At 61.0% G+C, this 26,075-nt stretch carries 11 protein-coding genes and 1 tRNA gene; 10 read left to right on the top strand and 2 right to left on the bottom strand.

The window, feature by feature from the left end; translation table 11 throughout:
- The first annotated feature begins 4 nt into the window (after nt 1-4).
- The 3 genes from ACCC96_RS19900 to ACCC96_RS19890 all read left to right on the top strand — a co-directional run bounded on the left by ACCC96_RS19900 (nt 5) and on the right by ACCC96_RS19890 (nt 3,693).
- Entirely contained in the window at nt 5-1,138 is a 1,134-nt protein-coding gene (locus ACCC96_RS19900; RefSeq protein WP_413696704.1) for an ABC transporter ATP-binding protein, read from the top strand.
- A complete protein-coding gene (locus ACCC96_RS19895) occupies nt 1,135-2,625 on the top strand; it encodes a glycoside hydrolase family 32 protein (RefSeq protein WP_413696703.1) in 1,491 nt (496 codons plus the stop codon). Before ACCC96_RS19900 ends, ACCC96_RS19895 begins: the two co-directional genes overlap by 4 nt.
- 75 nt (nt 2,626-2,700) lie before the next feature.
- Complete coding sequence (locus tag ACCC96_RS19890; protein WP_413696702.1) at nt 2,701-3,693, top strand: LacI family DNA-binding transcriptional regulator; 993 nt, start codon at nt 2,701-2,703, stop codon at nt 3,691-3,693.
- 37 nt (nt 3,694-3,730) lie between these two features.
- Here the strand turns inward: ACCC96_RS19890 and ACCC96_RS19885 are convergent, their stop codons facing one another.
- Nucleotides 3,731-4,366: an FMN-binding negative transcriptional regulator gene (locus tag ACCC96_RS19885; RefSeq protein ID WP_413696701.1), complete on the bottom strand. Its 636-nt coding sequence runs from the start codon at nt 4,364-4,366 to the stop codon at nt 3,731-3,733.
- A 129-nt stretch (nt 4,367-4,495) separates the two neighbouring features.
- On the opposite strand from ACCC96_RS19885, the gene ACCC96_RS19880 reads away from it, so the two are divergent.
- Both ACCC96_RS19880 and ACCC96_RS19875 read left to right on the top strand, forming a co-directional pair.
- Nucleotides 4,496-6,019, top strand: a complete 1,524-nt coding sequence (locus tag ACCC96_RS19880) for a PLP-dependent aminotransferase family protein (protein WP_413696700.1) — start codon at nt 4,496-4,498, stop codon at nt 6,017-6,019.
- Nucleotides 6,020-6,102: 83 nt separating this feature from the next.
- Nucleotides 6,103-8,100, top strand: a complete 1,998-nt coding sequence (locus ACCC96_RS19875) for a peptidase U32 family protein (RefSeq protein ID WP_018928889.1) — start codon at nt 6,103-6,105, stop codon at nt 8,098-8,100.
- Nucleotides 8,101-8,271: 171 nt separating this feature from the next.
- Here ACCC96_RS19875 and ACCC96_RS19870 read toward each other — a convergent pair.
- A tRNA-Gln gene (locus tag ACCC96_RS19870) sits at nt 8,272-8,346 on the bottom strand.
- 224 nt (nt 8,347-8,570) lie between these two features.
- On the opposite strand from ACCC96_RS19870, the gene ACCC96_RS19865 reads away from it, so the two are divergent.
- The 5 genes from ACCC96_RS19865 (at nt 8,571) to ACCC96_RS19845 (ending at nt 26,025) form a co-directional block, all read left to right on the top strand.
- A complete protein-coding gene (locus ACCC96_RS19865) occupies nt 8,571-9,683 on the top strand; it encodes a CapA family protein (protein WP_413696699.1) in 1,113 nt (370 codons plus the stop codon).
- Nucleotides 9,684-9,837: 154 nt separating this feature from the next.
- A complete protein-coding gene (locus ACCC96_RS19860; protein ID WP_413696698.1) occupies nt 9,838-11,577 on the top strand; it encodes a dipeptidase in 1,740 nt (579 codons plus the stop codon).
- A 154-nt stretch (nt 11,578-11,731) separates the two neighbouring features.
- On the top strand, nt 11,732-13,708 hold the full coding sequence (locus ACCC96_RS19855) for a preprotein translocase subunit YajC (protein WP_413696697.1): 1,977 nt from the start codon (nt 11,732-11,734) through the stop codon (nt 13,706-13,708).
- Nucleotides 13,709-14,050: 342 nt separating this feature from the next.
- A complete protein-coding gene (locus tag ACCC96_RS19850; protein ID WP_413696710.1) occupies nt 14,051-18,244 on the top strand; it encodes a DUF5801 repeats-in-toxin domain-containing protein in 4,194 nt (1,397 codons plus the stop codon).
- A 365-nt stretch (nt 18,245-18,609) separates the two neighbouring features.
- A complete protein-coding gene (locus tag ACCC96_RS19845; protein WP_413696696.1) occupies nt 18,610-26,025 on the top strand; it encodes a DUF5801 repeats-in-toxin domain-containing protein in 7,416 nt (2,471 codons plus the stop codon).
- Nucleotides 26,026-26,075 lie beyond the last annotated feature (50 nt).

The following is a 26,075-nucleotide window of genomic DNA, read 5'->3' as shown; positions in this document are numbered from 1 at the left end:
CATCGTGATCAAGTTGAAACTGGATAACGTGAACAAACAATTGGGCGGCGCGCGGATTCTGCGCGACGTCAACCTGGAGATCGCGGCGGGTGAGTTCGTGGTGTTCGTCGGCCCTTCGGGCTGCGGCAAATCGACCCTGCTGCGACTGATCGCCGGACTGGATTCGATCTGCGCCGGCGACCTGCTGATCGACGGGCGTCGGGTCAACGACCTGGAGCCGCGCGAGCGTGGCGTCGGCATGGTGTTTCAGTCTTATGCGCTGTACCCGCACATGAGCGTCTACGACAACATCAGTTTTGGTCTCAAACTGGCCAAGACCGAAAAGACCAGCCTGCGCGAACGTGTGCTGAAAACCGCGCAAATCCTGCAACTGGACAAACTGCTGCAACGCAAGCCAAAGGAATTGTCCGGTGGGCAGCGTCAGCGTGTAGCCATGGGCAGAGCCATGGCGCGGGAACCGGACATTCTGTTGTTCGATGAGCCGCTCTCCAACCTGGATGCGTCCTTGCGGGTGCAGATGCGCAACGAAATCGCCAGGCTGCATGCCCGGCTGGGCTCGACCATGATCTACGTCACCCACGATCAAGTGGAAGCGATGACCCTGGCCGACAAAATTGTCGTGCTCAATGGCGGTCGTGTCGAACAGGTCGGCTCACCACGCGAACTCTATGAGCGCCCGGCCAGTCGCTTTGTCGCCGGCTTTCTCGGCTCACCCAGAATGAACTTTCTGCCGGCACGCTTGCAGGCACCAGGCGAAACCAGCCTGGTCGACAGCCCCGTGTTGGGGATGACGTCCCTGCCCTTCGACAGCTCGAACCTGGCGACGGACGCTCCGCTGAGCCTGGGGATTCGCCCGGAGCATGTGTCGCTCAAGGCAGCGGAAGGAGCCGCCGGCATCGTGGTGACCGCGGTCGAATACCTGGGCAGTGAAACTTATGTGCACCTCGAGACAGGTCAGGACGAGCCACTGATCTGTCGTTGTGAGGTCCACGCTGGATGGCAGGCAGGCGACCGAGTCGAGCTGCTGCTGGACATCGACAACCTGCACCTGTTCGACGCCGACGGCACGGCCTTGAAGCGTCATCCACATGCCATTGAAACCGTCCCACTGCGCCCGGCACGAGCAGGCGCCCTATGACTTTGTCTTTGAATACCATGAACGATTCAATATCTGCTGCGCAGCGAGCGCTGAGTGATGGCCTGTCTCGGGTCATCCACGATTACCGCCCCGGTTATCACCTTGCCCCCCCGACAGGCTGGATGAACGACCCTAACGGGGTGGTGTACTTCCGTGGCGAGTATCACGTTTTCTATCAACACCACCCCTTTGACGCGAAGTGGGGCCCGATGTACTGGGGGCATGCCAAGAGTGCCGACCTGGTCCATTGGCAGCATCTGCCGATTGCCCTGGCGCCCGGTGATGACTTCGATCGCGACGGTTGTTTTTCCGGTAGCGCGGTGGTGTGTGGAGACACCCTGGCGCTGATCTACACCGGGCACACCTGGCTGAAGGACGTGGGTGATGAAAGCTCGATCCGTCAAGTCCAGTGCCTGGCCACCAGTGTCGACGGCATTCGCTTCGTCAAGCATGGCGCTGTCATCGAGACTGCGCCGCACGACACGATCATGCATTTTCGTGACCCCAAGGTCTGGCGGGAAGATGACTATTGGTTCCTGATTGCCGGCGCACGGCTGGGTGATAAGCCGCTGCTGCCGCTGTACCGTTCCACGGATCTGCACACCTGGGAGTTCCTCGACTATGTAGCCAGCGGCAGCGAGGGGGATGGCTATATGTGGGAGTGCCCGGATCTGTTTCGCCTGAACGGGCGCGACGTGCTGCTGTACTCCCCTCAGGGCATGCAACCCCACGGTTACGAACGGCTCAACAAATACCAGACCGGTTATCGAGTGGGCCAACTCGACAGCCAATGGCACTTCACCGGCGGGCCTTTTATCGAGCTGGATAACGGCCACGATTTCTATGCCGCGCAAACGCTGGTGGCCGCCGATGGTCGGCGCCTGGTATGGGCGTGGCTCGACATGTGGGAAAGCCCGATGCCGAGCCAGGCCCATCACTGGTGCGGCATGCTCGGTTTGCCGCGCGAACTTGAACTGCATGACGATCGCCTTTGCGTGTATCCGGCACGGGAGCTCACCGCACTGCGCGAGGCGCCATTGCCGGGTACGTCCTGGTGGGATGGTTCGGGGGCCCGGCGGGTACCGGAAGTGAATGGCGACCTGCTGGAAATCCATGTGCATCTGGATCTGCTCGGTTGCACCGACGGGCACTTGGGCATCGCCTTGCGCTGCAGCGACGATGGCCGTGAAGAAACCCTGCTCTATTACGATGCGGCATTACAGCGCCTGGTGCTGGACCGCAGCCGCTCGGGTGCGCAAGTCAGCGGCCAGCGCAGTGTGCCGATAGACCCGACACAAGAGCGACTGCAACTGCGCGTGTTTCTCGATCGCTCGTCCATCGAGGTGTTCGACGAAAACGGGCGCTTCAGCCTCAGCAGCCGCCTCTATCCGCGGTCCGACAGTCTGGGGGTGAAGTTGTTTAACCACGGCAGTGGCGGGCGTGCTTCGATTCCCAGGGCATGGCCTCTCGCTTCAGGTTGGGTATGAGCGTTGTCATTCGAGTCGCGAGAAGCCCGGGCCCTGTGTCATGATTCTGCGTCAACCTGACCGGCCTCGCCTCGCATGACTTCAGTGAAAGACGTTGCACAACTGGCCGGCGTGTCCCTGATGACGGTTTCTCGAGCGCTCAACAACCCGGAAAAACTGAGCCCCGAGACCCTTCAGCGGGTGCGTCGCGCCATTGATGAACTGCAATTCGTACCGAGCCTGTCGGCGCGCAAGATGCGCGGCGACAACCTCCAGTCGCGCACCATCGGTGTGTTCGCGCTGGACACCGCGACCACACCGTTCGCGGTGGAACTGCTGCTGTCCATCGAACAGACCGCGCAACAGGCTGGCTGGAATGTCTTCATCCTTAACCTGTTGAGCAACCCGCCCACTGACCAGAACATCGACCTGATGCTGTCGCACCGCCCCGACGGGCTGATCTTCAGCGCCATGGGCTTTCGCCACGTCAGCATTCCCGAGCGCTTGAAGAGCAAACCGCTGGTACTCGCCAATTGCCTGGCCGATGACAGTCGCCTGGTCAGTTACGTACCGGACGACGAAACGGGGCAGTATCGCGCCGTGCATCACGCGTTGAGCCAGGGCTATCGGCGCCCACTGTGCATCAATCTGCCAAAACAGAGCCTGGCCTGGGGGCTGCGACAAGAAGGCCTGCTGCGCGCCTGTCAGGCATTCGGGCTGGCGCCTGACGCGCTTCTGCAATACGACCTTTCCGAGCATGACGCCTACGGTGAAACCGCAGCCATCCTCGACCGGCACATTGTTGAGGGTCGCCCACAATTCGACATTCTGATCTGTGGCAACGACCGCATCGCGTTTTGTGCCTATCAGCTGTTGTTGAGCCGAGGCCTGAAAATTCCCGGCGATGTCGCCGTGCTCGGCTACGACAACATGATCGGTATCGCCGAACTGTTCATCCCGCCGCTGACCACGGTGCAACTGCCGTACTACGAAATCGGTCGCAATGCAGCCCGGCACCTGATCGAAGCCCTTGAGGTAGAGGGAGCCCAGCCGGTTGATTGTCCATTGGTGGTCAGGGCGTCGCTATGAGTGCGAGCGCCGTAGACCAGCCAGTGTACGAGGCGTCTCAGGATTTGGCATCGACACCCGCGAGCATTGCCTCTCCCAATACGATTTTTCCGCTGTCCTTGAGTGCCTGAGCGGCACCACGGATGTCTCTCGCTTCCTTGTTCTGACCCAGCTTGAACTTACCAACCAGGCGGGTGATCTCGATCTCTATCCCTACGATCGCCTTAAGCATTGAGGCAATGTAGTCCTTCGGGGCGTCCGTCATTTTCCATGGCTCGGGCTGGGATGACTCATGGGTTCGGGTCAGGAGCGCCACCAACCCACGGACATAGCGCTCATCATCGCGAATGGTGATCCTCCCATGGGCGTGCACCACCTTGTAGTTCCAGGTCGGAACCTGTTTATGGGTCTTGTGCTTGCTCGGATACCAGGTGGGCGAGATGTAAGCCTCGGCACCGCGAAAAACCACCAGCACTTCGTCCCCGTCTTTCACGTCTTGCCAGACTGGGTTGGCGCGCGCGACGTGCGCCTGGAGAACACCGAACTGCCCCTGCGCAGCCTTCAACTCGAAAGGAATGTGGTTGGCATCCAGTCCGCTTTCACCGTTGGTAAACAGAATGCCCAGCGGGTGCTGCACGATCAGTTCATGAAGGGCTTCGGCGCGAGGCTCATCAAAATGGGCAGGTACGTACATATCAACTCCTTCAATCGTTCAAGGGTGGGGACAGCGCGCCAGTGGTGAGGTGGCCTTCGTGTGAATTGTGTGGATGAACTGGCCCATGGTATAGAGCCAATATCCAACATAATCACTGAGCCAGAATTGATGGCACGAAAAGCCAACGTTGTTGAAATTCCATCACTGGGCACGCTGGATCGAACCGCCGGTCAATTGGGGCGACAGCTTGCTCAAGCGCTGCGATCCGCGATCCGCAGGGGCGACCTCAAGCCCGACGAACTGCTGCCATCGACGCGCATTCTCGGAAAGTCGCTGACGATTGCCCGAGGCACCGTCATCGAAGCCTTTGAGCAGTTGATCGCCGAGGGCTTCCTGGAATCCCAAGGCAGAGCGGGCACGCGGGTGGCCCGCTCTTTGGCAGAAGCGTCGCCAACCACCCGGCAGGAACAAGGTCGGCCAACTGAAACCAGGTCGTGGACGCCCTCTTCCCGAATCGAACGGTTCGCTCAGGTGGCCCGGCAATTTGCAGCAGCGCCGCAGATTCCGTTCTCGGTCTCGGTGCCGATTGGCAAAGCGGCGCCTGATGATATTTGGCGTCGCCTTGGCAATCGCATCAGGGCGCGAGGGGCTGGAGCGCCCTCGGGATACGGCGATCCACAAGGCGCGCTTGAGTTACGGGAAGCGGTAGCGGATTACGTACGCAAGTCACGCTCTGTGCGCTGTGAGGCGAGCCAGGTGATCATTACTTCCGGCACGCAACAGGGCCTGTATCTCGCCTGTCAGGTGCTGCTCGACGTGGGGGATTTCGCGTGGGTGGAGGATCCGGCCTACCGGGGTATCACAGGAATTCTGGAAAGCGCAGGCCATACAAATCAAATGATCCGCGTCCCGGTTGATGCCGAGGGGCTGAATGTTGAAAACGGCATAGCGCAATGCCTCCAGGCACGGGCAGCCTTCGTGACCTCGTCACATCAATATCCACTCGGCATGCCAATGAGCATGGCCAGGCGCGATGCCTTGTTGTCATGGGCCAGGGCGTCCGATGCCTGGATCGTCGAGGACGATTACGACAGTGAACTGCGTTACGCCGGCCACCCTTTTCCATCCTTGCAGGGGCTGGACCCCGACCGGGTGATCTACCTGGGGACGTTCAGCAAAATACTGTTCCCCTCGTTACGACTCGGCTACGCAATCGTTCCGCCTTATCTGGTGCAAGCCTTTTGCGGTGCGCGGGTCCTGATGGATCGGCATCCCGCCAACGCCGATCAGCACGTGCTCGCAGCATTCATCGCAGAAGGACATCTGGACCGGCACATCCGGCGAATTCGCGGCGTGTACGCAGACATCCACAAGCAAATCATCGAGGCGGTTGCCAGACTGATTCCTCGCGAACTTGCATGGCTGGAGCCGAGCGATCAGGGCATGCATCTGGTGCTTTGGCTGGCGGAGGGTATCGACGATCAGTGGGTCGCCGCCAAAGCTTCCGAAGTTCAGGTATCGGTACGTGCCGTGTCGCCGATGTATGCCGGTGGCAATGGCCGTTCGGGATTGATTCTGGGCTTGGGCGGTTTCAGTGCCGAAGACATTGAGTCCGCGACCAGGCGCCTTGCGCAGGTCATCACGTTGGCTGCGCGGCCCTCAGCGGCGGCCAAAGACTCGATCACAACGTAGCCATCGGGCAGCATACGGGTGCCGGTCAAGCGTTTCGCCGCTACAATGCGCACCTTGACCGTGACAAGCCAGACTAAAAAAACATGTCCCTACCCAAGCATCACCTGGAATTGCTCAGCCCCGCCCGTGACGTGGCCATCGCCCGCGAGGCCATCCTGCATGGCGCCGACGCGGTGTATATCGGCGGCCCGAGCTTCGGCGCCCGCCACAACGCCTGTAACGAGGTGAGCGATATCGCCCAATTGGTGGAATTCGCCCGTCGCTATCACGCGCGGGTGTTCACCACCATCAACACAATCCTGCATGACAACGAGCTGGAACCGGCGCGCAAGCTGATCCACCAGTTGTACGACGCCGGCGTCGATGCGCTGATCGTCCAGGATCTGGGCGTGATGGAGCTGGACATTCCGCCGATCGAGCTGCACGCCAGCACCCAGACCGACATCCGCACCCTGGCGCGGGCGAAGTTCCTCGATCAGGCCGGTTTCTCGCAGCTGGTATTGGCCCGCGAGCTGAACCTGCAGGAGATCCGCGCCATTGCCGACGAAACCGACGCAGCCATCGAGTTTTTCATCCATGGCGCGCTGTGCGTGGCGTTCTCCGGCCAGTGCAACATCTCCCATGCGCAAACCGGGCGTAGTGCCAACCGTGGCGATTGCTCCCAGGCTTGCCGTCTGCCGTACACCCTCAAGGACGAAAAAGGCGGTGTGATCGCTTACGAAAAACACCTCCTGTCGATGAAGGACAACAACCAGAGCGCCAACATCCGCGCGCTGGTGGAAGCCGGCGTACGCTCGTTCAAGATCGAGGGGCGCTACAAGGACATGGGCTATGTGAAGAACATCACCGCCTACTATCGCCAACGCCTGGACGACGTCCTCGAAGACCGTCCGGACCTGGCTCGCGCTTCCAGCGGCCGCACCGCGCACTTCTTCCTGCCCGATCCGGACAAGACTTTCCATCGCGGCAGCACCGACTACTTCGTCAGCGAGCGCAAGATCGACATCGGCGCCTTCGACTCGCCGACCTTCACCGGCCTGCCGGTGGGCGTAGTGGAAAAAGTCGGCAAGCGCGACCTGCTGGTGGTCACCCACGAACCGCTGTCCAACGGCGACGGCCTCAATGTGCTGGTCAAGCGCGAGGTGGTGGGCTGGCGTACCAACATCGCCGAACCGAAAGGCGAGTTCGAAGAAGACGGTGAAAAGCGCTACCGCTACCGTGTCGAGCCCAACGAAATGCCGAAGGGGCTGCACCAGTTGCGGCCGAATCACCCGCTGAGTCGCAACCTCGACCACAACTGGCAGCAGGCCCTGCTCAAGACCTCCGCCGAGCGCCGGGTGGGCCTGGCCTGGGTCGCTCGCCTGCGTGAGGATCGCCTCGAACTGACCGCCACCAGCGAGGAAGGTGTCAGCGCCAATGTCGCCCTGGACGGTCCATTCGGCCTGGCCAACAAGCCAGAACAGGCCCTGGAGCAACTGCACGACTTGCTCGGCCAATTGGGCACCACGCAGTACCACGCCACGGATATCAAGCTGGATGCACCGCAGGCGTATTTCATTCCGAACTCGCAGCTCAAGGCCTTGCGCCGCGAAGTCATCGAAGCGCTGACCGCGGCCCGCATCGAAGCCCACCCACGGGGTGGTCGCAAGGCCGAGACCAATCCGCCACCGGTGTACCCGGAGTCCCACCTGTCGTTCCTGGCCAACGTCTACAACCAGAAAGCCCGCGACTTCTATCACCGGCACGGCGTCAAGCTGATCGACGCAGCCTACGAGGCTCACGAGGAAACCGGCGAGGTGCCGGTGATGATCACCAAGCACTGCCTGCGTTTCTCCTTCAACCTCTGCCCGAAGCAGGCCAAGGGCGTCACCGGCGTGCGCACCAAGGTCGCGCCGATGCAGCTGGTGCACGGTGACGAGGTACTGACGCTGAAGTTCGACTGCAAGCCTTGCGAGATGCACGTGATCGGCAAGATGAAGGGGCACATCCTTGGTCTGCCGCAACCGGGCAGCGTGCAGCAGGTTGTCGGGCACATCAGCCCTGAAGACCTGCTCAAGACCATCCCTCGCGCGCCCCACTGAGTGACGGGCGAGCGCGCCGCCACGGCGTCGCGCTCGCTGCGTTCGGAGGGATATTTAACCGACACAAAAAAACGCCAGGCCGAATCGGCACTGGCGTTTCTCGTAAACACGACCATCCTGGACTCGCGCAATACTGCCGACTGAGTCATGACTGGATGAGTGTAAGGAAAATGGCAGGGGCGGCTGGATTCGAACCAACGCATGGCAGGATCAAAACCTGCTGCCTTACCGCTTGGCGACGCCCCTGTAGCTGTTGCGACGAGTGCCTGGCACTGTCTTTCTGAATGTGCAGCTTGCGAGCAATATCGAGCTGCTGCGTCCCTACGCTGCAAGCCCTGTAAGGGCCTCTGCAAGAACGCGCGGAAATTTATCAACTTTCGTTGCGTCTGGGAAGCCCAAAAACAAACTAATTTGTTTTAAAACAGACATTTACTGTTGATCCAGGCTATTCGGGATATCCGGAGGGTGCCATGGCAGCTGTTACCGATACGCTGAAGCTGTTTCTCACCGGCGATGTCATGACCGCCCGAGGCATCGACGCAGTGCTGCCGCATCCTGGCGATCCGCGGCTTTACGAAGACTATGTCAAGAAAGCCGGCGATTACGTCCGGCTGGCAGAAAGACACAATGGTCCGATCCCCCACCCGGTCGATTTCACCTATATCTGGGGCGTTGCGCTGGATGAGTTCGAACTTCGCCATCCATACGCACGCATCATCAATCTGGAAACAGCGGTGTCCCGACGCGGACGACCGGAGCCAAAGGGCATCAATTACCGCATGAGCCCGGAGAACTTCCAGGCCATCAGTGCCGCCGGTATCGACTGCTGCGTGCTGTCCAACAACCATGTGCTGGACTGGGGCGCACCTGGCCTGGTCGATACGTTGGCCACCCTGGCGAGCAACGGCATATGCAGTGCCGGCGCTGGGCACAACCGGCAATCCGCCGAAGCGCCCGCCGTGCTGGCGCAGCCTGACGGGCGGCGCTTGCTGGTGTTTGGCCTCGGCGCTCCCGACAGCGGCATTCCACCGCAGTGGGCCGCCACGGATAGCCGCGCGGGTGTCGCGCGGCTGGAAGATCTGTCGATGCAAAGCCTGCGCCCTGTCGCCGAACGAATTCTCAAGTACAAAAATCCGGGGGATCGGGTGGTCGCCTCCATTCACTGGGGCGGCAACTGGGGGTTCGAGATCCCGCAGGAACAGGTCCGGTTCGCCCATGCCTTGATCGACGAGGCTGGAGTTGACGTGGTGCACGGCCACTCCTCGCACCACATCAAGGGCATCGAGGTGTACCGCGAACACCTGATTCTCTATGGCTGCGGGGATCTGCTGAACGATTACGAAGGCATCGGCGGCCACACCACCTATCGCGGCGACCTGGGGCTTTTGTACTTTGCCTCGCTGGCCCCGGACGGGCACCTGCAGACGCTGGAGCTGATACCCACTCGCCTGCAGCGCTTTCGCCTCTGTCACGCCGAAGGGGATGACCGTCAATGGCTGCAAGACACCCTTTCTCGCGAGTGCAAACGCTTGGGCAGCGGCCTCCAGACGGACGCGCAAAATGCCTTCGAGTTGCATTGGTAGGCTTTTTCATTTCTGCGTCGCTTTTGCATTTCTGTGCGACAGATCGCACTTCAGGTACTCCCGTACTACTCCCTCTTGGTGGTAGTTTGGAAAAGTTTCTGACTAATCAATCAGATATTTCCTACCAACCACCTGCAAAGGAATGCCCCCAGCAATGGATTTCTCACTCAAGCACCTGGCCGCGACAACCCTGATGCTGGCCAGCCTTTCGTCGTTCACCACCTCAGCGCACGCCAACATTACCCCGCAACAGAGCGCGACCATCCTCAAGACCTTCAGCGATACATCGGTAACGGATTTCAGGCAGTTCCTGGAACGCCTGGCCAAGAGCGAGCTTGCCAAAACCGGCAATCTTGGCCCGACAATCAGTGCTTTCCAGGGCAACAAGCCCCTTTCCGCTGAGCAGCAGAACGAGATTCATCGCCTGCTTGGCCTCTATGCGCGGGTGAAGTACGGCAACGCTGCCACCGAGACCTTGCGCGAACTGGTGGCCATCCCGACCTTCCGCGTGGACGGTGTGGCCCAGCACGAGAACCCTGAATTCATCAAGATCGCCGACAAACTCAAGGGCCTTGCCCAGGCCTTCGACCTGAACTTTCGCAATATCGACAACCGCGTCTATGAAATCTCCCTCGAAGGGGCTGGCGACGAAATCGTGGGCATTCACGCACATGCCGATGTGGTGCCAGTGACGCCGGAGAACTGGGTCCTGAAAGACGGCACCCGCCTCGATCCGTTCAAGGTCACCCTGGTCGGCGATCGCATGTATGGCCGAGGCACCGAGGATGACAAGAACGGCATCGTGGTCGCGCTCTACGCCATGAAGATCATCAAGGAAGAGAAGCTGCCGCTGGCTCGCCATTTCAAGCTGCTGGTAGACACCACCGAGGAAACCACCGGCGACGCCATCCCTTACTACTTCGAACACAACCCGACACCCAACTACAACCTGGCGCTGGATGGCGGCTACCCGGTGGTGATTGCCGAGAAAGGCTACGGCACCGTCATGGCGAACTTTGCCCGGCGTAACGCTCAGGGCAAGGGCGCCGAAATCACCTCAATGACGGGCGGCCTGGCAACCAACCAGATTCCGTCGACGTCGGTCGCCACCCTTGTGACTGACAAGCCCGCCGAATTGGCCGCCAGTCTGCAGAAGGCAGGCAGCGATTATGCCAAGCGCAATGGCGGCAACTTCGAGGTGACTGCCAAGGTCGTCGGCAAGGACGTCAAGCTCACGGTCACCGGCGTTTCCGCCCACTCATCCGAGCCCGAGTCAGGCATCAACCCGGTGGCTAGGATGCTGGGCTTCATCAACAGCCTCGACGGCAAGGTCGCGCTCAAGCACAACCACATTACCGACGCCGCCCGTTATGCCGTCGACAACTGGGGGCTGGACTACCTGGGGGGCAAGTTGGGGGTCGGTTTTTCCGATGCCTTCATGGGCCCGCTGACCACCTCCCTGACCTACGTCGGGATGGATGAAAAAGCCTTCAAGCTCGCAGTTAACCTGCGCGTGCCGAAGGGCAAGTCCCCGGAAACGCTCAAGGCCGAAATCGCCGAAAAGCTGGGTGCCTGGAGCAAGAAGACTCACATTGCAGTGGCTTTCGACTACAAGATCGCCGAGCCGATGTACCGCAACCCCGAGGGTGAATGGGTCAAGGCGCTGTTGGCGGTGGCCAGCGAAAACCTTGGCATGGAACACAAATTCGGTACCTCTGCCGGCGCCACCTCGGTCCATGAGCTGCCCAACGGCGTGCAGTTCGGTTTGGCCAGGCCCGAGCTCAAGTACACCGGCCACAACGACAATGAGTTCAAGACCGTCGACCAGTTTCTGCTGGACCTGCAGATCGTGACCGAGATGATGGGTCGCATCGGGCAGTTGCCGGCACTCTGATCCCCCTTTCGGACCCGCCATTCTGGCGGGTCCATCTTTTTGATCGTCTTGCCATGAACCGGCGGCTATCGCATAACTGACCTATTCTTTATCAACCGACAAGGTGTCAAACCCTTCCGGCATACCGGACTCTTACAGCAATGGAGGCTAGGCGATGAAGGAGCAATCGATTGAGTTCCGCGCTGGAGATGGCGACTTTGGAGAGGGGCACTCTGCGCTCCTCGCCATGACCCACGCCACCCAATCTCCCACGACCAATAGCCGCATCGAGCTTTACACCCAAGAGCCGATGGTCAACTGGCTAGGCCCGTTTCAGCTCATGCGTACGGGCATGCAATCGGCCGCCGCCACCACCATGGGTGCCTTCGCGGACCCACGCGATGTGCTGGCCATGCTCAACCCCCGGGACTCCAACCCGCCCATCCAGGTGGCTGCCGACGGTGACGTGTGGATCGACTATCTGGCGGATACCGGCGATGGCTGGGACTCCACCTATTCCATGGCGCTGTGTGTCAGTCAGGATGCCAAGTTGCCGAAGCTCACGCTGCCGCGCGGCGACGTGTTGCTGCTGGGCGGCGATCAGGTCTACCCCACACCGGCCCAATCCGGCTATCGCACCCGTTTCCAGGACCCCTTCCGCGCCGCCTTCCCCGCGCCGGTCCCCAAGGTGCGCCCGAATGAGCAGGACCAGCCTGTACCGCAGCCCGGTGCACCGTGGATGGTGGCGACGCCCGGTAACCACGATTGGTATGACGGCCTGCGCGGTTTCTCCCAACTGTTTTGCGAGCAGAAGCCCATTGGCGGCTGGGAAACCCGTCAGCGCACCAGTTACTACGTGCTGCAACTGCCCGATGGCTGGTGGATCTGGGGCCTGGACCTGCAATTGGAGTCGTTGATCGACCGACAGCAGAAGCAGTACTTCGAAGAGATGCACGCCAAACTGCAGCCAGGCGACCGCGTGATCCTCTGTACACCCGAGCCAAGCTGGGTGGACGAAGCCGAGCGACTCGCACGCGTGGGGAGCAAGACCTTGCCCTCGATCGAGACCCAGACCCTACGCTTCAGCAGCCTGCGCGAGATCGAGGAGCTCTTGGGTGACCAGTTGGCGGTGGTCCTGGCCGGGGACTCGCACCACTACGCGCGCTACCAGCCAAAAGCCGGCACCTTGGCGCCGCAACGCATCACCTGTGGAGGCGGTGGCGCCTTCCTGCATGGCACTCATCAACTTCCAGATCCGCCTGAGCCGATCAGCGTCGGCGGAACCCGGCAACACTACGAGCTGGCGGCTACCTACCCGGACAAAAAGACCTCCGAACAGCTGCGTAATCGGGCATGGCGGCTACCCACCCACAACCTCTCGTTCTGCGGCATGTTGGCTATCTTGTACCTGCTGTTCGACTGGATGGTAGAAAGCGCCAGCAAGGTGCCCCACCCGGCGCGCGATAACCGTAGCCTGATCGAGGTATTGTCTGGCCTTGAAGCGTCTATTCCCAACCTGCGTGAGGTTTGGCGACAGCTGGTCCTGGTCCTGGCACACAGCCCATCGTCGGTGATGCTCGCCGTGACCATTGTTCTGGGCTGCGCAGTGCTCTCGGCCGCTGGGGTCAAGCGCACCCGAAAGCTTGCCTATGGCGTCGGGGCCGTTCACGGCTTGCTTCACCTGGGACTGGCGATCGGGCTGCTGTGGCTCATGGGCCGTATCAACATCCACTACTTGCAGTTCGAGGTAGAAAACCTGCTCCAGGTCTTGTTGTTCCTGGTGGGAACACTGGTGCTCGGCGGTGGTTTGGGAGGCTTGCTGTTCGGTGCCTGGATGGTCATGGGCAATACCTTTTGGGGACTACATAGCGAGGTGGTTTTTTCCTCGCAACGTATCGCCGACCACAAATGCTTCCTGCGCATGCACTTCAACGGCGACCAACTCACCCTTTACCCGCTCAAGCTGGAGAAGGTCTGCCGGCGCTGGTCTGTGGCGTCGGGAGTCGCCAAACTGGCGAAGGTGCAGCGCACCTGGAGGTTGCGGGCAACGCCTGAAAGCACTGGCCCGCGCTTCGTGCCAGCCTCGGGTGAGCTCGAACTGCAGCTGATTGAGCAGCCCATCGTGATTCGGCGTGGAGGAAGCACCTCATGAGCTCGCCTGCCTTTATGGACAAGGGTTAGATTTGCATGACGCTGGCGGCATACCAGTGTCATTGCGTGATCCCGGCCGCCCGAGCTGACTCAAACTCAGCTCGACGCGCTCGCGGTTAACGCCCGGGCGGCCTTAGAACCCCGGCGTCTTGTCCTCATTCACAACCGCAATAAGCGACACGCTACGCCTTCGCGCCCTCCTCCCCTTTCCCCTCCCAAGTAGTCTGAAACTCCCATCCCGCATGGGAGTTTCGGCCGATGCGCAATTGCTGGCGTTTATCCATAGTTGCGGCCAAAGGTCAACGGTCAGGCCTCGATGACCGCACTTGCTCTGGAGAAAGTCATGGCTATCGGCGAGCAAAATTCATCGCTAACGGGCGATCCATCCTCTCTATACATTCCGACCCTCGACTCGGTGGTCAACGCTCTAGGTGTTGTGGCCTCCGGCGCAAGCGTTTCGCTGGACGAAACGGCCGGATTGCAGAACGCCACCGCCACGCCAAGCCCCGCGGGAGACGCTGACGACAACGATATTCTGGTGGCGTCCCTGCCCTCGACTTTCTCTACCCGTTTGACCGCACTGGGGGCAGGTACCGCAACGGGTGCGGCCTTGAGTGGCTATACCGGTGCCGCAGGCAATACCGGCAGCAATGCATTCACCCTCACTGTTGACCCCGGAGCAAGTATTACCGATGTCAGCTTCGTCGACAGCGCCGGCGCACCGCTCAATGGCCTGGACAGCGGACTGGATACCCTCGATGGCACCAGCATCCTTCTCTACACCGATACCAATAACAACAATATCGTAGTGGGCCGAGCCGGAAGCGCAAGCGGCGCGATCGTGTTCGCGGCCTATATCGAAGAAACCGGATCGCCGGTCTCGGGCGGCAAGATCTGGACTGTGGAATACCAACCGCTCAAGCATCCGGATATGACGAACGCCGATGATTCGCTCAATCTGCTGAATAAGGTGTTCATCGGAGCCAGTCAGGACGCGGAATTCAGTCTGGACAAAGCACCGTCGGGCCAGCAATTGTTCCTGATGTTCACGACCGTGGGCGCGACGGCCGATGCGAACGGCCGGATTCCTGGCGTCTCGATCGTCGTCACCGGCAGGGATCCGCTGGATCAGTCGGCAAGCGGTGCTGCCATCACCAGCGCCGACACGGTCAACAGCAGCCAGGGCGGCGGCAACACGACCCTGGGCACCAATAACCAGGCGATCACCGAACAGGAAGGCCTGCGCTTCAGCTTCGTCAGCGGTGCCAAGGCGGACTTCACGATCCCCAACCTGACCCCGGGCGAAGCGGGTATCGAACAGAACATCGACTTCACCCAGTACTTCGGCGCCCGCTCCGCGACCTTCAAGGTCGTGCAAGAGACGGGCGGCACGACTGCGAAGCTCTTGCTCACCGCCGTCAAGAACGCCGACAACGTCAGCGGGTCGCAGAGCGGTGTCAACTTCGTCAACAGCTACGCCAACGACAGCACCGAAAAGGTCGCGATCACCAACGGCAGTGTCACCGTGAAGACGTTCGCGGGCGCCATCGTCAGCACTGCCGTCATCACCTACAACGCCGACGGCACGGTGTTGATCACCGGCGTTCCGACCGACTCGCAGATCACCTACGGCACGGCGACCGACCACAATCGCGTGATGATCGAGAACGCCGGGTTACTGACCGACAAGAACGGCGACAAGACGCACGCTGACTTCGACATTGGCGGCTTCAAGGTGCTTCAGTCCAGCACGTCAACCGCCGAAATCGGCTCCAAGATGATTTTCGAGGACGACGGGCCGAGTATCAGCACCACCGGCACCGAGCCAACACTGACGGTCGACGAGTCGGTGCTGGCGACCAACGATACCAAGAGCTTTGCCGCCAACTTCACCTCGGCGTTTGGCGCTGACGGTGCCGGTACGCTGACCTATGCGCTGGGCGTGGTAGCGGGAGGCTCAGGGTTAACGGACACCGCCACCGGTGAGGCAGTCAACCTGTCGCTCAATGGCGGCGTGGTCGAAGGCCGCACGGCCACCACCAACCTGCTGGTGTTCACGGTCAGCGTGGCCGCCAATGGTGAGGTCACCCTCGACCAGATCCGCGCCATAGTGCATCCCGATGCGACCAATCCCGATGATTCGAAGACGTTGACCTCGGACACTCTGGTGACGCTGACGGCAACCAAGACCGATGGAGACGGCGACAGCGCCCAGGCCACCCTCAACATCGGGCAGAACCTGGTGTTCAAGGATGACGCCCCCAGCATCAGCACCACCGGCACCGAGCCAACGCTGACGGTGGACGAAACGGTACTGGCAACCAACGATACCAAGAGCTTTGCCGCCAACTTCAGTTCGGCGTTTGGCGCCGACGGTGCGGGCACGCTGACCTACGCGCTGGGCGTGGTGGTCGGTGCCTCCGGGCTGACCGATACGGCCACCGGTGAGGCAGTCAACCTGTCGCTCAACGGTGGCGTGGTCGAAGGCCGAACGGCCACCACCAACCTGCTGGTGTTCACCGCTAGCGTCGCCGCCAATGGTGAGGTCACCCTCGACCAGATCCGCGCCGTGGTGCATCCCAACACCAGCAATCCCGACGATTCGAAGACCCTGACCGCGGACAATCTGGTGACGCTGACCGCGACCATCACCGACAAGGACGGCGACAGCACCCAGGCGACCCTCAACATCGGCCAGAACCTGGTGTTCAAGGATGACGGGCCAAGCATCAGCACCACCGGCACGGAACCAACGCTGACGGTGGACGAAACGGTGCTGGCGACCAACGACACCCAGAGCTTTGCGTCTAACTTCACCTCGGCGTTTGGTGCCGATGGCGCCGGCACGCTGACCTATGCACTGGGCGTGGTGGTGGGGGCCTCCGGGCTGACCGACACGGCCAGCGGCCAGGCGGTGAACCTGTCGCTCAACGGCGGCGTGGTCGAAGGCCGCACGGCCACCAGCAACCTGCTGGTGTTCACGGCCAGCGTGGCCGCCAACGGCGACGTCACCCTTGACCAGCTCCGCGCCGTGGTGCATCCCGACGCCACCAATCCGGATGATTCGAAGACCCTGTCGGCGGACAACCTGGTGACGCTGATAGCAACCAAGACCGATGGAGACGGTGACAGCGCCCAGGCGACCCTCAACATCGGGCAGAACCTGGTGTTCAAGGACGACGGCCCAACACTCGCCTTCGGCAACCTGATCGGGACCGGTAGCATCCTTCCACAACAAGGGTACTGGGATCATTCAAACGGAGCCGACGGACTGGGTGCAACCGGTCTGGATATTTCGTTGGTGAATAACCAGTTCACCCTCGTCCGGCCAGACAACACGACCACCACCGGAACCGGCACGCTCACCGAGCAGTCACCTTCACCGGACGTCAACGGCGCGTTCCACTTTGCAGGCACGTTGACCGGCGATTTCGACAACAACGCCGCCACCGCGAATACCACCGTCGACTACACGCTGACCGCCTTAGCCAATGGCACCTATACACTGGACCTGGTGCAAGGCTTCAGTTCGCAGATCGTACTCAGCAGTGCCGACGGTTCGCTCAGTGCCGGTGGCCCGGATCCGGTGCGCACACTGTTGATCCCGGCGCAGAATCCACCGACCATTCCTTCACCATCAGAGGAGATTGTGTTCTTTTCCGCGAAGGCGCTTGCGTCGACTTCGGACATCCTGACCGGCATCGGGGTCGGGAAACCCGACCCCACCGAAGCCCAGCTACAAACCACCCCCCTGCCGTCGTACATTGACCCGGCGGCCATGAACGTCAGCACGTCCGGCATCGGCGTCGCCAATAACATTCTCCAGGGAGACAACCTGGTGGCCATCAGCAATGCCGATGAAAGTTTCGTGATCAATCCGGAAAGCTTGCTGGCGGGCATGAAGATCTTCATCGATAACTCCGTGGGGGGTTACAACACGGCGACCGAGGACCTGTACTACAGGGCCTACTACGAGGATGGCACGTTCTCGGCCCTCACCGAGGTGAACACCGTAACACCGGAAGCCGGCGGACAAGTGTCCTTCCTCGTTCAGCAGCAGGGCACGAAGTTGATCGACGCGGTTCAGCTCACGATGGGCCGAGGCGATGTCAAGATCCCGGTGATCGAGTTCATTAAACCGACCGAAAGCCTGGCCAGCGATATCAAGCTGGCATTCAACGCGACGCTGACGGACAAGGATGGGGACTCGGCGACAAGTGCGTTTGACGCCAACCTGTTCGCCAACGACCTGGGCACCACCTTCGACTTCACGCTGGTGGGCACGGCCGGTGAGCGGGATGCCTTCAACGTCGATTTGTCATTCGCCCAAAACAAGTACCAGATCACCGGCTTCGATGCGAGCGCAGGGCTGCGCGACACGCTGGTGCTCAACGGCGACCAGAGCTCCGTTGCCCAGATCGACAACAGCGGCGCAAACAGCATCGTGACGGTTACCGAAACGGGCGGACAAATCACCACCATCACCCTGGTCGGGGTTGATCTGCTGAGTACCGACATCGTCCATGGCAGCGCCTGAGGCAGCGCGTGTGTGAAGGATGCGAGGGTGGTGAAAACCACCCTCGCTTTTTTTTGCAGTTCCGGGAGGTGAACAGACGCTTCGGCAAACGAGATTTCATCTATCTGCGCCCTCCGCACCCTGCTACTTGAGCCTGACTCACGCGCTGGCGGTTAAAGCCCGAGGGAGCATCAGCGGCCTGTGCTCATTCACAAACGGAATATGGGCAGCACGCCTTCGCGTCCTCATCCCGTTTCCCCTCCCAAGTAGGCCGAAACTCCCACCCCGCTTGGGAGTATCGGCCGATGTGCAATTCCCGGCGATTAGTCATAGTTGCAGAGGTCAATGGTCCGACCTCGATGACCGCAATGGCTCAGGAGAAAATCATGACTATTCGCGAGCAAAACTCATCGCTAACGAGCGATCCGACTTCCCTCAACTTAACGTCACTTACGGCCAACGCTCTGAGCGTGGTGCCCGGCGCGAACGTTACGCTGGACGAAACAGCCGGGTTGCAGAACCTCACCGCCACGCCAAGCCCCGCGGGAGACGCTGACGATAACGATATTCTGGTGGCGTCCCTGCCCTCGGCCTTTTCTACCCGTTTGACTGCACTGGGTGCAGGTACCGCAACGGGTGCGGCCTTGAGTGGCTATACCGGTGCTGCGGGCAACACGGGCAGCAATGCCTTCACCCTCACCGACCCGTCCGGCGTTACCGATATCCGCTTCGTCGACAGCGCTGGCGCACCGCTCAATGGCCTGGATAGCGGACTGGATACCCTCGATGGCACCAGCATCCTTCTCTACACGGATACGAGCAACAATAACATCGTTGTGGGCCGCGCCGGGGGCCCAGCCGGCGCGATCGTGCTCGCTGGCTATATCGAAGAAACCGGATCGCCGGTCTCGGGCGGCAAGATCTGGACTGTGGAGTACCAACCGCTGAAGCATCCGGATATGACGAACCCCGATGATTCGCTCAATTTACTGAATAAGGTGTTCATCGGAGTCACTCAGGACCTGGGATTCAGCCTGGCCGGTGCGCCCTCCGGTCAGAACCTGTTCCTGATGTTCACGAAAGCGAACCCGACCGTTGTCAATGATGGTGGTGTCATGCGGATCACCGATCCCACCATCATCGCCACCGGCAAGGACCCTGCAGACCAGTCTAGTGGCGCCAATATAAACACCGGCGACACGATCAATACCAGCCAGGGCGGTGGCCCGACCACCATCGGCACCAATAACCAGATGATTACGGAACAGGAAGGCATCCGCTTTTCGTTCGTCACCGGCGCCAGGCAGGATGTGACCGTTCCCAACCTTAGTCAGACCGAAGCCGATGTTGAGTCCAACATCGACTTTACCGGCGTCTACAATTCGACATCGGCCAATTTCGACGTCGTGCAGTTGCAAAGCGGCAAGAGTGCTGTGGTAAAAATCAGCGCATTCAATACCGCTGCTGAACCTGGCGCGAATTTCATCAACGGCTATGCGAATGACGCGCCGGTTGCCATCACCAATGTTCAAGTCATCAACAATAGCACCGGGCTGGTGATCGAAAATTCCGACGGCTCTGTGAATGATCCGACCATCACCATCAGCTTTACGGGTGGGGTTGCAACACTCACCGGCATTAAAGCCGGCTACCAGATTGAATACACCACAACTTCGGATCACAACCGCGTACTCATCGAGAACGGCGCGGCCCTAGACGCCAGAGGCGATAACCACGCCGATTTTGATATCGGCGGCTTCTCGCTGCGCAAAGCCTCCACCTCGACCGCCGAAATCGGCTCCAAGATGATCTTCGAGGACGATGGGCCAAGCATCAGCGCCACCGGCACGGAACCAACGCTGACGGTGGACGAAACGGTGCTGGCCACCAACGACACCCAGAGCTTTACCGCCAACTTCACTTCGGCGTTTGGCGCCGATGGCGCGGGCACGCTGACCTATGCACTGGGCGTGGTGGCGGGCGGCTCCGGGCTGACGGATACCGCCACCGGTGAGGCAGTCAACCTGTCGCTCAACGGCACAGTGGTCGAAGGTCGAACGGCCATCACCAACCTGCTGGTGTTCACCGTCAGTGTGGCCGCCAATGGTGACGTCACCCTTGACCAGATCCGTGCCGTGGTGCATCCCGACACGACCAATCCGGATGATTCGAAGACGCTGACCTCGGACAATCTGGTGACCCTGACCGCAACCATCACCGACAAGGACGGCGACAGCGCTCATGCCACGCTCAACATCGGGCAGAACCTGGTGTTCAAGGATGACGGGCCAAGCATCAGCACCACTGGCACGGAGCCAACCCTGACGGTTGACGAAACGGTACTGACCACCGACGCCACCCAGAGCTTCGCGGCTAACTTCACCTCGGCATTTGGCGCTGACGGTGCGGGCACGCTGACCTATGCGCTGGGCGTGACTGCCGGCCCTTCGGGGCTGACCGATACAGCCACCGGTGAGGCGGTGAACCTGTCACTCAACGGCACCGTAGTCGAAGGCCGCACCGCCACCACCAACCTGCTGGTGTTCACTGTCAGCGTGGCGGCTAATGGCGACGTCACCCTCGACCAGCAACGGGCCGTGGTACATCCAGACCCAACCAATCCGGATGATTCGACCAGCCTGACCTCGGACAATCTGGTGACGCTGACCGCCACCATCACCGACAAGGACGGCGACAGTGCCCATGCAACGCTGAACATCGGCCAGAACCTGGTGTTCAAGGACGACGGACCGAGCATCAGCACCACTGGCACGGAGCCAGTCCTGACGGTTGACGAAACGGTACTGACCACCGACGCCACCCAGAACTTCGCCGCGAACTTCAGCTCGGCGTTTGGCGCCGACGGTGCGGGTACGCTGACCTATGCATTGGGCGTGGTCGCGGGCGGTTCCGGGCTGACCGATACCGCTACCGGCCAAGCGGTGAATTTGTCGCTTAACGGTACAGTCGTGGAAGGCCGCACGGCGATTAGCAACGATCTGGTATTCACCGTCAGCGTCGCCGCCAATGGTGACGTTACCCTCGACCAGATCCGCGCCGTGGTACATCCCGATGCAACCAATCCGGATGATTCGACCAGCCTGACCTCGGACAACCTGGTGACCCTGACCGCCACCATCACCGACAAGGACGGTGACAGTGCCCATGCCACGCTCAACATCGGGCAAAACCTGGTGTTCAAGGACGACGGGCCCAGCATCAGCACCACCGGCACGGAACCAGTCCTGACGGTCGATGAAACAGTACTGACCACCGACGCCACCCAGAGCTTCGCGGCTAACTTCAGCTCGGCGTTTGGCGCCGACGGCGCGGGGACGCTGACCTATGCGCTGGGCGTGGTAGCCGGTGCCTCCGGACTGACCGATACGGCCACCGGTGAAGCCGTCAACCTGTCACTCAACGGCACCGTAGTCGAAGGCCGCACGGCCACCACCAACCTGCTGGTGTTCACCGTCAGCGTGGCGGCTAATGGCGACGTCACCCTCGACCAGCAACGGGCCGTGGTGCATCCCGACCCAACCAATCCCGATGATTCGACCAGTCTGACCTCGGACAACCTGGTGACCCTGACGGCCACCATCACCGACAAGGATGGCGACAGTGCCCATGCCACGCTGAACATCGGGCAGAATCTGGTGTTCAAAGACGACGGACCGAGCATCAGCACCACCGGCACGGAGCCAACCCTGACGGTTGACGAAACGGTACTGACCACCGACGCCACCCAGAGCTTTGCAGCGAACTTCAGCTCGGCGTTTGGCGCCGACGGTGCGGGGACGCTGACCTATGCGCTGGGCGTGGTGGCGGGTGCCTCCGGGCTGACCGACACGGCCACCGGTGAGGCAGTCAACCTGTCACTCAACGGTGCAGTGGTCGAAGGCCGCACGGCCACCACTAACCTGCTGGTGTTCACTGTCAGTGTCGCCGCCAACGGTGACGTCACCCTCGACCAGCAACGGGCGGTGGTGCATCCCGATCCAACCAATCCGGATGATTCGACCAGTCTGACCTCGGACAATCTGGTGACCCTGACCGCTACCATCACCGACAAGGACGGCGACAGTGCCCATGCCACGCTGAATATTGGACAGAACCTGGTGTTCAAAGACGACGGACCGAGCATCAGCACCACCGGCACGGAGCCAACCCTGACGGTTGACGAAACGGTACTGACGACCGACGCCACCCAGAGCTTCGCAGCTAACTTCAGCTCGGCGTTTGGCGCTGACGGTGCGGGTACGCTGACCTATGCGCTGGGCGTGGTAGCCGGTGCCTCCGGACTGACCGATACGGCCACCGGTGAAGCCGTCAACCTGTCGCTCAACGGCAGCGTAGTGGAAGGTCGCACGGCCACCACCAACCTGCTGGTGTTCACCGTCAGCGTGGCGGCTAATGGCGACGTCACCCTCGACCAGCAACGGGCCGTGGTGCATCCCGATCCAACCAATCCGGATGATTCGACCAGTCTGACCTCGGACAACCTGGTGACCCTGACCGCCACCATCACCGACAAGGACGGCGACAGTGCCCATGCCACGCTGAACATCGGGCAAAACCTGGTGTTCAAGGACGACGGGCCCAGCATCAGCACCACTGGCACGGAACCAGTCCTGACGGTCGATGAAACAGTACTGACCACCGACGCCACCCAGAGCTTTGCAGCGAACTTCAGCTCGGCGTTTGGCGCCGACGGTGCGGGCACGCTGACCTATGCGCTGGGCGTGACTGCCGGCCCTTCGGGGCTGACGGATACAGCCACCGGTGAGGCCGTCAACCTGTCACTCAACGGCACCGTGGTCGAAGGCCGCACCGCCACCACCAACCTGCTGGTGTTCACTGTCAGTGTCGCCGCCAACGGCGACGTCACCCTCGACCAGCAACGGGCCGTGGTGCATCCCGATCCAACCAATCCGGATGATTCGACCAGTCTGACCTCGGACAACCTGGTGACCCTGACCGCCACGATCACCGACAAGGACGGCGACAGCGCCCATGCCACCCTGAACATCGGGCAAAACCTGGTGTTCAAGGACGATGGTCCAAGCATCAGCACCACCGGCACGGAGCCAACCCTGACGGTCGACGAAACGGTGCTGGCCACCAACGACACCGAGAGCTTTACCGCCAACTTCAGCTCGGCATTTGGCGCTGACGGTGCGGGTACGCTGACCTATGCACTGGGCGTGGTCGCGGGCGGTTCCGGGCTGACCGATACGGCCACCGGTGAGGCGGTGAACCTGTCACTCAACGGCACCGTGGTCGAAGGCCGTACGGCCACGACCAACCTGCTGGTGTTCACGGTCAGCGTCGCCGCCAATGGTGACGTCACCCTCGACCAGATCCGCGCCGTGGTACATCCCGATACCACCAATCCCGATGATTCGAAGACGCTGACCTCGGACAATCTGGTGACCCTGACCGCCACCATCACCGACAAGGACGGCGATAGTGCCCATGCCACGCTGAACATCGGCCAGAACCTGGTGTTCAAGGACGATGGTCCAAGCATCAGCACCACCGGCACGGAGCCAACCCTGACGGTCGACGAAACGGTGCTGGCCACCAACGACACCGAGAGCTTTACCGCCAACTTCAGCTCGGCATTTGGCGCTGACGGTGCGGGTACGCTGACCTATGCACTGGGCGTGGTCGCGGGCGGTTCCGGGCTGACCGATACGGCCACCGGTGAGGCGGTGAACCTGTCACTCAACGGCACAGTGGTCGAAGGCCGTACGGCCACCACCAACCTGCTGGTGTTCACCGTCAGTGTCGCCGCTAATGGCGACGTCACCCTCGATCAGATCCGTGCCGTGGTGCATCCCGACACGACCAATCCGGATGATTCGAAGACGCTGACCTCGGACAATCTGGTGACCCTGACCGCAACCATCACCGACAAGGACGGTGACAGTGCCCACGCGACCCTCAACATCGGGCAGAACCTGGTGTTCAAGGATGACGGACCCAGCATCAGCACCACCGGCACGGAACCGATCCTGACGGTCGACGAAACGGTGCTGACGACCGACGATACCAAGAGCTTCGCGGCGAACTTCACCTCGGCGTTTGGTGCCGATGGCGCGGGCACGCTGACCTATGCACTGGGCGTGGTCGCGGGCGCTTCCGGGCTGACCGACACCGCCACCGGTGAGGCGGTCAACCTGTCACTCAACGGCGGTGTGGTGCAAGGCCGCACGGCCACCACCAACCTGCTGGTGTTCACCGTCAGCGTGGCTGCCAACGGTGACGTCACCCTCGACCAACAACGGGCCGTAGTGCATCCCGATCCAAACAATCCGGATGATTCGACGAGCCTGTCAGCGGACAATCTGGTGACCCTGACCGCAACCAAAACCGACAAGGATGGCGACAGCGCCCATGCGACGCTGAACATCGGGCAAAACCTGGTATTCGAGGACGACGGCCCTACACTCGCCTTTGGCAACCTGATCGGAACCGGTAGCATCCTCCCACAACAGGGATACTGGGATCATTCAACCGGAGCCGACGGACTGGGTGCAACAGGTCTGGATATTTCGTTGGTGAATAACCAATTCACCCTCGTCAGGCCAGACAACACGACCACCACCGGGACCGGCACGCTCACCGAGCAATCGCCCTCACCGGATGTCAATGGCGCGTTCCACTTCGCAGGGACTCTGACCGGTGATTTCGACAACAACGCCGCCACCGCGAATACCTCCGTCGACTACACGCTGACCGCCTTTGCCAATGGCACCTATGCACTGGACCTGGTGCAAGGCTTCAGTTCCGAGATCGTGCTCAGCAGCGCCGACGGTTCGCTCAGTGCCGGCGGCCCGGATCCGGTGCGCACATTGCTGATCCCGCCGCAGAATCCGCCGACGATTCCTTCGCCATCTGAGGAGATTGTGTTCTTTTCCGCGAAAGCAACGGCGTCGACTGCGGACATCCTGACCGGTATCGGGCTTGGAGCCCCCGACCCCACCGAAGCCCAGCTACAGACCAACCCGCTGCCGTCGTACATCGACCCGAGGGCCATGAACGTCAGCACGTCCGGCATCGGCATCGCCAATAACCTGTTCCAGGGAGACAACCTGGCGGCCATCAGCAATGCCGATGAAAGCTTCGTGATCAACCCGGAAAGCCTGCTGACGAGCATGAAGGTCTTCATCGACAACTCCGTGGGGGGTTACGACACGGCGACCGAGGACCTGTACTACAGGGCCTTCTACGAGGATGGCACGTTCTCGAACCTGATCGAGGTGAACACCGTGACACCGGAGGCCGGTGGACAGGTGTCCTTCCTCATTCAGCAGCAGGGCACGAAGTTGATCGACGCTGTTCAGCTCACGATGGGCCGAGGCGAGATCAAGATCCCGACGATCGAGTTCACTCATGAGACCGAGAGCCTGGCCAGCGATGTCAAGCTGGCGTTCAACGCGACGCTGACAGACAAGGATGGGGACTCGGCGACGAGTACGTTCGACGCCAACCTGTTCGCCAACGACTTGGGCACCACCTTCGACTTCACGCTGGTGGGCACGAGTGGTGAGCGGGATGCCTTCAACATCGACTTGTCACTTCCTCAAAACAAGTACCAGATCACCGGCTTCGATGCGAGCGCAGGGCTGCGCGACACGCTGGTGCTCAACGGCGACCAGAACGCCGTTGTGCAGTCGATCGACAACAGCGGCGCCAACAGCGTCGTGACGGTTGCCGAAACGGGCGGACAAGTCACGACCATCACCTTGGTCGGGGTTGATGTTCTGAATACCGACATTGTCCATGGCAGCGCCTGAGGCAGCGCGTGCGTGAAAGGATGCGAGGGTGGTGGAAACCACCCTCGCAT

The sequence above is a fragment of the Pseudomonas sp. Pseusp11 genome, assembly GCF_047304405.1.
Lineage (GTDB): Bacteria > Pseudomonadota > Gammaproteobacteria > Pseudomonadales > Pseudomonadaceae > Aquipseudomonas.
This window is presented reverse-complemented; position numbering and strand designations above follow the sequence as displayed.

What these genes read in the sequence shown, in the direction of transcription:
- ACCC96_RS19890 (WP_413696702.1), top strand. Translation starts at nt 2,701, where the DNA reads ATGACTTCAGTGAAAGACGTTGCACAACTGGCCGGCGTGTCCCTGATG.
- ACCC96_RS19860 (WP_413696698.1), top strand. Translation starts at nt 9,838, where the DNA reads ATGGATTTCTCACTCAAGCACCTGGCCGCGACAACCCTGATGCTGGCC.
- ACCC96_RS19865 (WP_413696699.1), top strand. Translation starts at nt 8,571, where the DNA reads ATGGCAGCTGTTACCGATACGCTGAAGCTGTTTCTCACCGGCGATGTC.
- ACCC96_RS19880 (WP_413696700.1), top strand. Translation starts at nt 4,496, where the DNA reads ATGGCACGAAAAGCCAACGTTGTTGAAATTCCATCACTGGGCACGCTG.
- ACCC96_RS19850 (WP_413696710.1), top strand. Translation starts at nt 14,051, where the DNA reads ATGGCTATCGGCGAGCAAAATTCATCGCTAACGGGCGATCCATCCTCT.
- ACCC96_RS19855 (WP_413696697.1), top strand. Translation starts at nt 11,732, where the DNA reads ATGAAGGAGCAATCGATTGAGTTCCGCGCTGGAGATGGCGACTTTGGA.
- ACCC96_RS19895 (WP_413696703.1), top strand. Translation starts at nt 1,135, where the DNA reads ATGACTTTGTCTTTGAATACCATGAACGATTCAATATCTGCTGCGCAG.
- ACCC96_RS19885 (WP_413696701.1), bottom strand. Translation starts at nt 4,366, where the DNA reads ATGTACGTACCTGCCCATTTTGATGAGCCTCGCGCCGAAGCCCTTCAT.
- ACCC96_RS19845 (WP_413696696.1), top strand. Translation starts at nt 18,610, where the DNA reads ATGACTATTCGCGAGCAAAACTCATCGCTAACGAGCGATCCGACTTCC.
- ACCC96_RS19875 (WP_018928889.1), top strand. Translation starts at nt 6,103, where the DNA reads ATGTCCCTACCCAAGCATCACCTGGAATTGCTCAGCCCCGCCCGTGAC.